Source organism: Bradyrhizobium sp. MOS003 (genome assembly GCF_003020125.1).
Classification (GTDB): domain Bacteria; phylum Pseudomonadota; class Alphaproteobacteria; order Rhizobiales; family Xanthobacteraceae; genus Bradyrhizobium.
Genome location: NZ_PYFW01000005.1, coordinates 446,644 through 458,088, shown reverse-complemented (window position 1 = coordinate 458,088; position 11,445 = coordinate 446,644). Strand labels below are relative to the sequence as shown.

Genomic DNA, 11,445 nt, shown 5'->3' with positions numbered 1-11,445 from the left:
ACCGCGGGTGCCAGCCGGCGCCCGGTCTTCCCTGCGCCCTCTTTCAATGGAGGGCGAAGAGATCAAGCAAAGCTCGGGCGAAATGCGCCGCGAGGATGAACAATCATGTGCGTCGTTGAACACCACTCTCGTGCCCCGGACGCAGCGCAGCGCCCCCTCGGCGGTGCGCTGCAGAGCCGGGCCCATGCGGCAGCGCGTGCTGTAGCTTGCTGGGTCCCGGCTCTGCGCAGCAACGCAAGAGCGTTGCAGCGCGTCCGGGACACGAGAGAGAGGCGCTGTGGCCACACACTCCGTCATTGCGAGGAGCCCTTGCGACGAAGCAATCCAGAATCTTTCCGCAGAGGGATTCTGGATTGCTTCGCTTTCGCTCGCAATGACGAGGAAAAACAGGCGCGCCACAACTTCGCTCTCGTGCCCCGGACGCAGCGCAGCGTCTCTTCGACGGTGCGCTGCAGAGCCGGGCCCATCCATCGGCACGTCGTGTGTCTTTCTGGATCCCGGCTCTGCGCAGCAACGCGAAGGCGTCGCAGCGAGTCCGGGACACGGAGGAGAGAGGTGAGTTTGATACCTTCGACAACTGCGTCAACAATGACGCAAAGTACCCCAGACATGAGAAAGCGCCCGTGGGGGGCGGGCGCTTTCTGTAGTCGACTTGGGGTTGGGGTCGTCTACATATCCACGTGGCGACTTTGGGGGGCTGGTAAAGAGCCGCGTGAATTCCTGAAACTCATGTCTCCCTAGCGAACGAGCGAGGTGTTCGCGCTGGTGATGGTGACCGGCTTGCCGGCCTTCATGACGCGTGCGGTCTGGGTGAGGCCTTCATCCGAACTCGTCGTGCGCGCGGTGATGCCAAGGCCCGCAACTGCGATCCCTGCAACGAGGGCCACGACCACGATCTTGAGGTGGGTCGAGCGATCTGCGCTGTAAATCGAGTGGTTCATGGAAGGCTCCTGCCGCCATCTACCCGAAGTAGTCGCCTGCATATTTGGGCAGGTTCATGCTTCCGATGCCCAACAACCTAATATTGGGAGGATTCGTTCCCAAGGGGCCATCACAAGAGCGTGAAAGGACGTGAAAGATCGCGATCGAAAGCGACCCCTCATCGTGCATTTCGGCAATTATTTCAAAGCTGTAATGTCCGCGTCAGCCGTCTTGTGACGGTGTGGTCCACAAGACGCCTGGAACCCAAAAACCATTTGCCTGTGGCCGAAAAACACACGGCTTCTTAAGGCAAATCAGATGCTTCCGACCGTTTTCAACCTCGCCCGGGGGTGGATCTCGGCCTGCGACAGCACCGTCGTCTGGGCCCGGAACCGCTCCACCAAGGAGCGGACAAAGGGACGAATTGCCGCAGAGGTGACCAGCACCGGCGCCTCGCCCTCGCGGGCGGCGCGCTCGAACGCTTCGCGCACGCCGGTCATGAACTCCGACAGTTTCGAGGGCTGCATCGCAAGGCTGCGCTCCTCGCCCTGGCCGATGATGGATTCGGCAAAGGCCTGCTCCCACCGCGCCGACAGCGCGATCAGCGGCAGATAGCCGGCATAGGAGGTGTTCTGCGCGCAGATCTGCCGCGCCAGGCGGGCGCGGACGTGCTCGACCATGGTGGCGGGATTGCGTGAGAAGGCGAGCGAGTCGGCGATGCCCTCGAGGATGGTCGAGAGGTCGCGGATCGAGATGCGCTCGGCGAGCAGCAGCTGCAGCACGCGCTGGATGCCGGAGACCGTGACCTGTCCGGGGACGATGTCCTTGACCAGTTCGCTCTGCTCCTTCGGCAGCTCCTTGAGCAGCTTCTGAACCTCGCCATAGGACAACAGGTCCGACATGTTGGCCTTGAGCAGTTCGGTGAGGTGGGTGGAGAGCACGGTTGCGGCGTCGACGACGGTGTAGCCCTTGAGCGAGGCCTCCTCCTTGAGGCTGGCGTCGACCCAGGTCGCGGGCAGGCCGAAAGTCGGCTCGGTGGTGTGGATGCCGGGCACCTGCACCTGGCTGCCGCCGGGATCCATGACCATGAACTGGTTCGGCCAGATCTTGCCGGTGCCCGCGTCGACCTCCTTGATCTTGATGATGTAGGTGTTGGCCTCGAGCTGGACGTTGTCCAGGATGCGCACCGCCGGCATCACGAAGCCCATCTCGATCGCGAGCGAGCGGCGCAGCGCCTTGATCTGCTCGGTGAGGCGGTCGGTGCCGTCGGGGCCGTTGACCAGCGGCAGCAGCGCGTAGCCGAGCTCGATCTTGAGGTCGTCGATCTTGAGCGCCGCGGAGATCGGCTCCTCGGCCGCGGCGGAGCCCGGCGCACCCGGCATTCCCGCAGCGGGCGCGGTCTTCGCGACTTCGACGGCCCTGGCGGTCGCCCGGTTGCGGTTGCGGGCGTGCCAGGCGAGCGCGCCGGCGCCGCCGCCGAGCGCGAGGAAGGGGAGGGTCGGAATGCCCGGCAGGGCCGCGAGCACCAGCATCACCGCGGAGGACATCGCGAGCGCCTGCGGATAGCCGGAGAACTGCTTCATCAGCGCCTTGTCGGCGGCACCGGAGACGCCGGCCTTGGAGACGAGCAGGCCCGCCGCGGTCGAGACGATCAGCGCCGGCACCTGGGTGACGAGGCCGTCACCGACCGTCAGCAGCGTGTAGCTGCGCCCGGCATCGGCGAAGGACAGGCCTTGCTGCGCGACGCCGATGATCATGCCGCCGACGATGTTGATGAAGACGATCAAGAGGCCCGCGATGGCATCGCCGCGGACGAACTTCGAGGCACCGTCCATGGCGCCGAAGAAGCCGCTCTCGTCCTCCAGCTCCTTGCGGCGATGCTTGGCGACCGCCTCGTCGATCAGCCCGGCCGAGAGGTCGGCGTCGATCGCCATTTGCTTGCCGGGCATGGCATCGAGGTGGAAGCGGGCGGCGACTTCGGCGATTCGGCCCGAACCCTTGGTGATGACGACGAAATTGACGATGATCAGGATGGCGAAGACGATGATGCCGATGACGAAATTGCCGCCCATCACGAAGTTGCCGAAGGCCTCGATGACGTGACCGGCGGCCGCCGTGCCCTCGTGCCCGTGCGACAGGATCAGCCGGGTCGAGGCCATGTTGAGCGACAGGCGCAGCATGGTCGAGATCAAGAGGACGGTCGGGAAGGCCGAGAATTCGAGCGGCGCCTGGATGAACAGCGAGGTCATCAGGATCAGGATCGAGAGCGTGATCGAGATCGCCAGGAACAGGTCCAGCACGATCGCGGGCAGCGGCAGGATCAGCACCACCAGGATGGTGAGGACGCCGAGCGCCAGCGCGATGTCGCCGCGCTTGAGGATGTTGATGATCTCGTTGACGGTGGGGATGCCGGCATTCGTGCTGCCTACGCCCTGTCCCGCGGTGACGTCGACCATGGTAGCTGCTCCCCCGCGCGACTGCCGTCCGCGCGCCCCAATTGTCTGCGCGGCAGCCGAAGGGCCGCCGCTCCGAAAGTGAGGCACCGCACTGGCGTCCACGGGGGACCTCCCGTTTTACGCGGCTGACGACACTCGACTTCACCCGGCAATTCTTGCCGGGTGTATGGTTAGCAAAGGGTTAACGCGGGGGTGCGGCGGGTGGTCAGGCCGGGGTGTTTCGGGGGCGGTCAGGGCACGGAGGAAACCGTCATGCCCGGGCTTGTCCCGGGCATCCACGTTCTGCGTGCCGAGTGGAAAGGCGTGGATGGCCGGGTCAAGCCCGGCCACGACGTTGTGGAGGCGCTTGGAGCCAAACCGGCGATGAAGGGCCGCCCTATCTATTTCGCCTTGTCGATCCTGGTCACCGTGTACCCCGAAGCCGCCTCCTCGGCCTCGAAGGTCACCTTGTCGCCGACCTTCACCTGCCTCAGCATCGCGGGGTCCTTGACGCGATAGACCATGGTCATGGGGTCCTCCATGCCGAGGTTCTTGGCCGGCCCGTGCTTGAGCGTGATCTTGCCGGCGCTCTCGTCGATCTTTTTGACCTCCCCGCTGATCGAGGCCGCCCCGGCCGCGAGGGCGGCAGTGGCAAGGCCGACAGTCAGCGTCAGCGCTGCGGCAGTGCGAATGATGCGGTTCATGGCGGACTCCTTATCGTGACTTCACGGTGACGTGGCCGACCATGCCGTAGTCGCGATGGTCGGGAATGAGGCAGGAAAATTCGAACGTGCCGGGCTTGCTGAACTTCCAGAGAATCTCGGCCGTCTTGTTCGGGGCGAGCCTGACACCATTGGGATCGTCATGCTCCATGTGCGGGTGCTTCTTCATCTCCACCGCATGCGCGAGGTTTTCCTTGGTGGTGGCGAGCAGGAATTCATGGTCCTCCTTGCCGACATTGCGGAGCACGAAGCGGATCTGTTCGCCGCGCCTGACCTCGATCCTGGCCGGTGCGTAGTCCATCTCGTTCAGCAGGATCTCGATGGTGCGCGCGGGCTTGGTGGGGTCGCCGGGTTCGCCGGCTGAAAAATTCGCATGCGCGTGCTTGTCGTGCGCAAAAGCCGGCGCGAGCGAAAGCGCGGCCAGCGCGAGGCCGAGCCTGATGGTTGTCATCGTCATCTCCAGTTGGTGTTTCATCGAAACGCTCACATCTTCATCCTGTGCGTCGGCTTGCCCGGCTGTTGACGTGCGGGCTCAGAGGCCGGTGCGGCGACCTCGTAGGCGACGGTGCCTTTCGGGAATTGGTAGGGGCCGGGATCGCGATAATCGTCGCGCGCGAGGTCCTCGCGGATCTTCATCACCGTGAACATGCCGCCCATCTCGATCGGGCCGAACTGGCCGGTGCCGGTCATCATCGGCAGCGTGTTGTCGGGCGCGGGCATCTCCATATTGCCCATCGCCATGCCGGTCGAGCCCATCGCCATCGCGTCGGGCGCGAGCTTGCCGACGGCCCTGGCGAGGTCCCTGCGCGACACGCCGATCAGGTTGCGCACCGCGTGCCCCATCGCATTCATGGTGTGATGGGATTTGTGACAATGGAACGCCCAGTCGCCGGGATTGTCGGCGAGCACGTCGAACACCCGCACTGCGCCCACCGGCACGTCGGTCGTCGTCTCCGGATATTGCGCGCTCTCCGGAATCCAGCCGCCGTCGGTGCAGGTCACCGCGAAGCTGTGGCCATGCAGATGGATCGGATGGTTGGTCATGCTGAGATTGCCGATGCGCACGCGCACTCTGTCGCCGAGGCGCACCGGTAAAGGATCGATGCCGGGAAACACCCGCGCATTCCAGGTCCACATGTTGAAGTCGGTCATCTCGTTGACCTGCGGCAGATAGGTGCCGGGATCGACGCGGTAGGTGCTCATCACGAAGACGAAGTCGCGGTCGACCGGCCGGAAGCTCGGATCGCGCGGATGCACGACGACCATGCCCATCATGCCCATCGCCATTTGCACCATCTCGTCGGAATGCGGGTGGTACATGAAGGTGCCGCTCTTCCTCATCTCGAACTCGTAGACGAAGGTCTTGCCGGGCTGGATGTGCGGCTGCGTCAGCCCGCCGACACCGTCCATGCCGCTCGGAATGATCATGCCGTGCCAGTGCACGGTGGTGTATTCGGGCAGTCTGTTGGTGACGAAGATGCGAACCTTGTCGCCCTCGACCGCCTCGATCGTCGGGCCCGGCGACTGGCCGTTATAGCCCCACAGATTGACCTTCATGCCTTCGGCGAATTCGCGCACCACGGGCTCGGCGACGAGATGGAATTCCTTCCAGTCGCCGTTCATGCGGAATGGCAGCGACGACCCGTTCAGGGTGACCACGGGGCGATAGTCCGGGCCGCTGACGGGATGCAGCGGCGGCTGCATCACAACCTTGTCCATATGCGCCGCTTCCGGGATCGATGCCGCCTGCACGCGGCCCTGGACCGCGGATGCGCCGACGAGCGCGGCGGTGCCTAAAAATGCTCTGCGGGAAAACATTGCGGTCTCCATGTCAGTGGCCGGCGTCGGCAGGCGCTGCCGCGGCGATGGTGGTGGAATTGTCGCTGCCAGGCGTCAGCGCGGCGCCGCCGTTGATGGCGGTCTGCAGGTCGGACTGGGCGAGGAAGAATCGTTGCCGGGCGTCGATCGCACCGCGCAGCGAGGCCAGTCGCTGTCGCGCTTCGGTGAGCAGCGCAAAGATATCGACCTGCATGCTGGAGAAGCGGAGCTGCATCTCCTCGGTGATGATCTTGCGCAAGGGGATGATCTCGCGCTGATAGTGGCTGGCGATGTCGTAAGCCGAGCGATAGACACGATAAGCATCGCGCGCCTCCGAGCGAACGTTTACGGCGCGCTCGGTCAAGCGGTTGAAGGCGAGATTGTAGGTCTCGGCGGCTTGCCGCACGCGGACCTCGCCGCCGTCGAAGATCGGGATCTGGAACTGGACGTCGAAGCCATGCTCGCGGAACGGCGCGCCTTCTGGATCCCTGGTGCGACGGGAGATGCCGGCGAGATCGAACAGCGTGACGAAGCGCGTCGCCTCGGTGAGGTTCAGCGACCTCGCCAGCGCATTCAGCTCCAGCCGGGCGATCTGCAGGTCGATGCGATGGGCCACCGCATCGGACTCGATCGAGGGCAGGGCCTGGGGCCGGCGCGGCAGCGGCGGCAATTGATTGGGCAGACGGAAGTCGAGGCCGCCGTCCCACAATCCCATCAGGCGTGCGAGCCGTTCGCGCGCACTCGCTGCCATCTGCCTTGCGGTGGCGAGGTCGGCGGTAGTCTCGGCGTAGAATACCTGCTCGCGGGCCTGGTCGAGCTTGTTGAGCGAGCCGGTCTCGCCGAGCTTGACGGCGAGCTGTGCGGTCGATTCCGCCGTTGCCTTTGCATCCGTCAGCAGCGCCACCATCTCGTTGCCGGCGACAGCGCGCCAATAGGCGCGGCGGACGTCGGCGGCGAGCCGCAGCGTCGCCAGCGCCGCGCGTAACTGGGCCTGGCGAAAACGCTCGCGGGCGATGTCGGAGCGGAACGGCAGGGTGGCGAGCGCCAAGATGTCGCCGACCACCTGACGCTCGATCTCGCTGGCGCCGTTGCCCGAGATCCGCGAGATCGAGAACACCGGGTTGGGCGGCAGGCTCTGCTCGACCAGATCGGTTTCGGCCAGCGCCAGCTCGTTGTAGGCGGCCTGCAATCCCTTGTTGTTGAGCAGTGCGATCTGCACGGCGGTCTCTAGGCTCAACGTGCGCGAAAGCAGTTGGCGGACACGTTCATCGACTGCGCCCGCCCCGTCGGCCGTTCGCACGAAGGCCACGTCCTTGTTGATGGTCTGGCTCGTCAGCTCGGAGACCGCACTCATGCCGCTGTCGGGCGAAAACGCGGCGCAGCCGGAGACGCTGAGCGCGGTGAGGACGAGGAGACCTCGCGCAAAATGGTGTGCCATGGCGCGCTCCTACCGGTCTTGCTTCGGCTGCGGCGTGACGGCGTCGTTGCGGCCGCGCCATGGCGCCGGCGTTGCGGGCCGCAGGCCGGTGTAGGGCGCGATGGTCGATCGATAGCGGACAGGCGCGACCTTCGCCGAGGGATCAGCGGGATCGGCGCCGGCGACTTGCGTGGTTGCCGGCATGCAGCCAGCGAGCGCCAGCGCGATCATTGCCAGCAGAAGCCACTCAAATCGAAAATGTCGTCCACCCACCGCGGATGCGGCGGCGGACTTCGCCCCGGAAAGCGCAAGCATGATTCAACCCTGATCTGGACACCACAGGTTCGCGCGCGCAAAAGCGCGCTCGGCCCGAAATCGTCGTGTCAGATCAGGCGATGGGGGGACGGTAATGCAGGGGCGGCGCCGTGCTGTGCAGGCTGGCCACGATATCTGGCGCACAGGCGGAGACGGGCGCGGCCGGCTTGGCGACAATGGGAAGATCGGCCGGCAGCGCGCTCACGCACATCATCGCACAGCACGGCCCGGCTGTGCCCTTGCCGCCATGATGATGCGGAGCGGGCGCGTCCTGTGCGGCGGCCTGGTGATGCGCGTGTGCCCCCGCATGATCGTGCGAGACGCCGTCGTGCAGGTGTCCGCCCGGCATCTGGTGATGGACCGGCACGAGGTCGGCCAGTGAGGTCTCATTGAGACACGGCGCGGGTCCGCTGCCCCAGGCGAGGCTTGCCGCGGGCGCGAGCACGCAGAACAGATAGGCGAGGGCAATGATCCGCCCCACCTTGATCCGCATCGCTCGTGTCAGTTGCAGCAACATTCCGCCAGCATATATTTCGCGCGGCAATTTGCACACGCGGACTGCAAACTAATGGCAAATCGTGCATTCGCCAAGCTGCTTCTTACCGCAGTGCACCGCGCATGCCCAATATCGCGCCACGATGCTTGACCCCTTGAGCATCTGCGGGCCATGGTCCGGCCCGTGCACGCGCCAAATCACTCAGAACAAACCCCTGAAACATTCAGCCCTGATTCCCGTCAGGCCTGGATACGGCTCGTGCTTGCGCTGCTGATCGGCTCGATCGGCGGCGTAGGCATGTGGGCGATCGTGGTGATGATTCCCGCGGTGCAGACCGAATTCTCCGCCACTCGTGGCGCGGTCTCGCTGGCCTTCACCCTCATGATGTTCGGCTTCGGGCTCGGCGGCGTGATCGCCGGCAAGATCACCGACCGATTCGGCATCGTGCCGGCGATGGCGATCAGCATCGCCTTTCTCGGCGTCGCGAATGTGTTCGCGGGGCTCTCGACCCAGCTCTGGCAGTTCGTGGCCGCGTATTTCCTGATCGGGCTCGGGACGTCCGCGACCTTCGCGCCGCTGATGGCGGAGGCCTCGCACTGGTTCGAGCGCTATCGCGGCCTCGCCGTGACCATCGTCGCCAGCGGCAATTATTTCGCCGGCACGATGTGGCCCCCGATCGTGAACTGGGGCATGCAGGAGGTCGGCTGGCGCCACACCCATATCGGCATCGGCCTCGTCTGCGTCGTCCTGATGACGATTCTGGTGCTGGTGCTGCGCGCGCAGATAGGCCACGACAAGGTCCACGACCACGCCAATGCGCCGCCGCCGCGCGTCGATCTCAAGCTCTCGACCAACACGTTGACTGTGCTGCTTTCGATCGCCAGCATTTCCTGCTGCGTCGCCATGGCGATGCCGCAGGTGCATATCGTCGCCTATTGCGGCGATCTCGGCTACGGCGTGGCGCGCGGCGCCGAGATGCTGTCGCTGATGATGGCCTGCGGCATCGTCAGCCGCATCGGCTCGGGCTTCCTCGCCGACAAGATCGGCGGCATCCCCACCCTGCTGATCGGGGCGCTGGCGCAGGGCTTTGCGCTTGTGTTCTATCTGTTCTTCGACAGCCTCGCCTCGCTCTATCTCATCTCCGCGATGTTCGGCCTGTTCCAGGGCGGAATCGTGCCGAGCTATGCCATCATCGTGCGCGAGGCGATGCCGGCGCGGGAAGCTGCAACGCGCGTCGGCATCGTGATCTTCGCCTCCGTGTTCGGCATGTCGTTCGGCGGCTGGGTTTCGGGCGTCATCTTCGATGCCACCGGCTCGTATGCCGCAGCGTTCGCGAACGGCGTGGCGTGGAACGCGGTCAACATCAGCATCGTCGTGACGCTGCTGATCCGCTCGCGGATGAGTGCGGCGAAAGCCGGGCCGGGCTTTGCGACCTAGACCGCCTGTCCCGCCTTCAGCAGCGTGCAGCCAGTGATCTTGTAACTGCCGTCCGGCTGTTGCTCGAGTGTGTACAGCGCTTCCCAGGCTTCACCGTTGGCGTCGATGATGTGGACGCGCTGCGCAATCCAGCCGCCCTCGACCTTGCTCTCGCCGAACTCGAAACTCTTGTGACGGTAGACCGGCGCGTAACCGCTCTGCACCATGGACATGAACATGTCGGGTGCGGGGAAGATCTCCTTGATCGCCGGTGCGGCATGGGAATAGGCGGTGCTCGCATCGTCGCGGACGAAGGCCTGCTCCTGGGCGCGGATGACGCCCTGTGCCGCCGCAACATCGTCGGCCGCCCGTGCGGAGAGGCCACCCAGCAGCGCAAATATCAGGACAAGGAGCACACGCATGGCAAAACCTCGCTTGGTCGTCCCGGTCCAGCAAGGATATCGCCATGCGGATGTTCGGGCAAACGGCTTAGTGTGACAGCGGGTCGAGGAAGGGCGTGTCGACCGCGCTGACATAGAAAATCACGACCCTGGTCTCCCCGGTTGTCCGATTGTAGCCGGTCATCGCCACGTTCGGTGGTTCCACCAATGCCTCGCCGGCCTTGACCGTCATCGGCGGCTTGCCCTCGAGTTCGAGTGTGAAGGCGCCTTCCAGCACGTAGACGGTCACCGGAAAGCGGTGGGTATGATAGACCGTCTTGTCGCCCGGCTTGAATGACGCCGTCATCACCCGCACGGACTGCTGCTCGTCCTTCGGCAAGCCTTCAACCACTCGTTGAAGCACCAGATTCGGTTTGGCGATACCCTGTGTCCCATGGTCCTGCGCGGTGGCTGCGGCCGACCATCCCAGAACGATTGCGGCGCCGAGTGTGAAATGGGGGCGCATTTAAAGTCTCCATCGGAAAGTTGCTGAAGGCATCAGCCTAAGTGCCGTCGTTCAGGCCCGGCAGCCGCAACATTGCGGCCGCCGGCCGCAGAAGTGCATAATCGCTCCATGTTCGACTGGAACGACCTCAAATATTTCCTGGCGGTCGCGCGGCACGGCAGCACCATTGCCGCCGGCAAGGCGCTCGGCCTCAGCCAGTCGACCGTGCACCGGCGGCTCGAGGAGCTGGAGCGGAGGCTCGGTCGCGCGCTGGTGACGCGTCAGCCGAGCGGCTACCGCCTCACCGAGTTCGGTCACATCATGCTGCCCTATGCCGAGCGGGTCGAAGCCACCATCGACGACTTCAGCCGTCGGACGGCTGACGCGGAGCAAGACATGAAGGGCGTGATCCGCGTCACCTGTCCCGAGCCGGTCGTCGCCCGGCTCATCCAATCCGGGCTCATCGGCGACTTTCACGTGCTGCATCCCTCGTTGCGGGTCGAATTCGTCATGAGCGACGGCTATCTCGACTTGTCGAAGGGCGAGGTCGACATCGCTTTTCGCTCGGGCGATACCGACGATGAGCTGGTCGGGCGCAAGATCGCCGAGTCGATCTGGGCGGTTTACGCCAGCCGCGACTATCTTGACCGGCACGGCCGCCCGGATCGTGTCGAGGACCTCACGCCTCATTTGCTGGTCGGGCTGGATGAATCCCTTGCCAAGCATCGCGCGGTCAAATGGCTGAAGGAGGTCGCGCCCCATGCCCAGATGGCTGCGCGCGTCAACAGCGTGCTTGGCCTCGTTTCCGCGATCAAGTCCGGCGTCGGCATCGGTCCGCTTCCCGTCGCGCTCGGCGATGCCGAAGCCGATCTCGTGCGCGTCCTTGGCCCGATTCCGGAATTGACGCGAAGCTGGCGCATTCTGACGCATCCCGATCTCAGGCGTGTGCCGCGGATCGCCGCATTCTTCGACTTCATCGTGCATCACCGCGAGGCACTGAGGCCGATCCTGACAGGGTGA

General features: G+C 64.9%; 13 protein-coding genes. 3 read left to right on the top strand and 10 right to left on the bottom strand.

Features of this window, described 5'->3' with window-relative positions; translation table 11 throughout:
• Positions 1-205, top strand: a 205-nt coding sequence (locus C7G42_RS35625) for a hypothetical protein (protein WP_210205718.1), incomplete at its 5' end; no start/stop codon positions are given.
• A 532-nt stretch (positions 206-737) separates the two neighbouring features.
• Here C7G42_RS35625 and C7G42_RS24245 read toward each other — a convergent pair.
• The 8 genes from C7G42_RS24245 to C7G42_RS24210 form a co-directional block, all read right to left on the bottom strand.
• On the bottom strand, positions 738-941 hold the full coding sequence (locus C7G42_RS24245; protein WP_106951440.1) for a hypothetical protein: 204 nt from the start codon (positions 939-941) through the stop codon (positions 738-740).
• A 294-nt stretch (positions 942-1,235) separates the two neighbouring features.
• On the bottom strand, positions 1,236-3,377 hold the full coding sequence (gene flhA, locus C7G42_RS24240) for a flagellar biosynthesis protein FlhA (protein ID WP_199581106.1): 2,142 nt from the start codon (positions 3,375-3,377) through the stop codon (positions 1,236-1,238).
• A 380-nt stretch (positions 3,378-3,757) separates the two neighbouring features.
• Complete coding sequence (locus C7G42_RS24235; RefSeq protein WP_106951438.1) at positions 3,758-4,060, bottom strand: copper-binding protein; 303 nt, start codon at positions 4,058-4,060, stop codon at positions 3,758-3,760.
• 10 nt (positions 4,061-4,070) lie between these two features.
• Entirely contained in the window at positions 4,071-4,529 is a 459-nt protein-coding gene (locus C7G42_RS24230; RefSeq protein WP_245427908.1) for a cupredoxin domain-containing protein, read from the bottom strand.
• Between the two features lie 32 nt (positions 4,530-4,561).
• On the bottom strand, positions 4,562-5,896 hold the full coding sequence (locus C7G42_RS24225; RefSeq protein ID WP_106951479.1) for a copper oxidase: 1,335 nt from the start codon (positions 5,894-5,896) through the stop codon (positions 4,562-4,564).
• 13 nt (positions 5,897-5,909) lie between these two features.
• On the bottom strand, positions 5,910-7,334 hold the full coding sequence (locus tag C7G42_RS24220; RefSeq protein WP_106951436.1) for a TolC family protein: 1,425 nt from the start codon (positions 7,332-7,334) through the stop codon (positions 5,910-5,912).
• Positions 7,335-7,343: 9 nt separating this feature from the next.
• The gene (locus C7G42_RS24215; protein ID WP_106951435.1) at positions 7,344-7,628 is read right to left on the bottom strand and encodes a hypothetical protein; all 285 of its coding nucleotides are present in this window, start codon (positions 7,626-7,628) and stop codon (positions 7,344-7,346) included.
• 73 nt (positions 7,629-7,701) lie between these two features.
• Complete coding sequence (locus C7G42_RS24210; RefSeq protein ID WP_106951434.1) at positions 7,702-8,145, bottom strand: hypothetical protein; 444 nt, start codon at positions 8,143-8,145, stop codon at positions 7,702-7,704.
• Between the two features lie 150 nt (positions 8,146-8,295).
• On the opposite strand from C7G42_RS24210, the gene C7G42_RS24205 reads away from it, so the two are divergent.
• Positions 8,296-9,561 (top strand): MFS transporter, encoded by a 1,266-nt coding sequence (locus C7G42_RS24205; protein ID WP_106951433.1) that lies wholly within the window; start codon positions 8,296-8,298, stop codon positions 9,559-9,561.
• Here the strand turns inward: C7G42_RS24205 and C7G42_RS24200 are convergent.
• Together C7G42_RS24200 and C7G42_RS24195 are read right to left on the bottom strand one after the other, a co-directional pair.
• Positions 9,558-9,962: a DUF4864 domain-containing protein gene (locus tag C7G42_RS24200; protein WP_106951432.1), complete on the bottom strand. Its 405-nt coding sequence runs from the start codon at positions 9,960-9,962 to the stop codon at positions 9,558-9,560. The genes C7G42_RS24205 and C7G42_RS24200 overlap by 4 nt on opposite strands.
• Before the next feature lie 67 nt (positions 9,963-10,029).
• Positions 10,030-10,446: a cupin domain-containing protein gene (locus C7G42_RS24195; protein ID WP_106951431.1), complete on the bottom strand. Its 417-nt coding sequence runs from the start codon at positions 10,444-10,446 to the stop codon at positions 10,030-10,032.
• A 108-nt stretch (positions 10,447-10,554) separates the two neighbouring features.
• Between C7G42_RS24195 and C7G42_RS24190 the strand changes: the two genes are divergently transcribed.
• Positions 10,555-11,445: a LysR family transcriptional regulator gene (locus tag C7G42_RS24190; RefSeq protein ID WP_106951430.1), complete on the top strand. Its 891-nt coding sequence runs from the start codon at positions 10,555-10,557 to the stop codon at positions 11,443-11,445.

Coding starts and splice junctions, on each gene's coding strand:
- C7G42_RS24235 (WP_106951438.1), bottom strand. CDS start 4,060: ATGAACCGCATCATTCGCACTGCCGCAGCGCTGACGCTGACTGTCGGC.
- C7G42_RS24195 (WP_106951431.1), bottom strand. CDS start 10,446: ATGCGCCCCCATTTCACACTCGGCGCCGCAATCGTTCTGGGATGGTCG.
- flhA (WP_199581106.1), bottom strand. CDS start 3,377: ATGGTCGACGTCACCGCGGGACAGGGCGTAGGCAGCACGAATGCCGGC.
- C7G42_RS24220 (WP_106951436.1), bottom strand. CDS start 7,334: ATGGCACACCATTTTGCGCGAGGTCTCCTCGTCCTCACCGCGCTCAGC.
- C7G42_RS24205 (WP_106951433.1), top strand. CDS start 8,296: ATGGTCCGGCCCGTGCACGCGCCAAATCACTCAGAACAAACCCCTGAA.
- C7G42_RS24245 (WP_106951440.1), bottom strand. CDS start 941: ATGAACCACTCGATTTACAGCGCAGATCGCTCGACCCACCTCAAGATC.
- C7G42_RS24230 (WP_245427908.1), bottom strand. CDS start 4,529: ATGACAACCATCAGGCTCGGCCTCGCGCTGGCCGCGCTTTCGCTCGCG.
- C7G42_RS24210 (WP_106951434.1), bottom strand. CDS start 8,145: ATGTTGCTGCAACTGACACGAGCGATGCGGATCAAGGTGGGGCGGATC.
- C7G42_RS24215 (WP_106951435.1), bottom strand. CDS start 7,628: ATGCTTGCGCTTTCCGGGGCGAAGTCCGCCGCCGCATCCGCGGTGGGT.
- C7G42_RS24190 (WP_106951430.1), top strand. CDS start 10,555: ATGTTCGACTGGAACGACCTCAAATATTTCCTGGCGGTCGCGCGGCAC.
- C7G42_RS24225 (WP_106951479.1), bottom strand. CDS start 5,896: ATGTTTTCCCGCAGAGCATTTTTAGGCACCGCCGCGCTCGTCGGCGCA.
- C7G42_RS24200 (WP_106951432.1), bottom strand. CDS start 9,962: ATGCGTGTGCTCCTTGTCCTGATATTTGCGCTGCTGGGTGGCCTCTCC.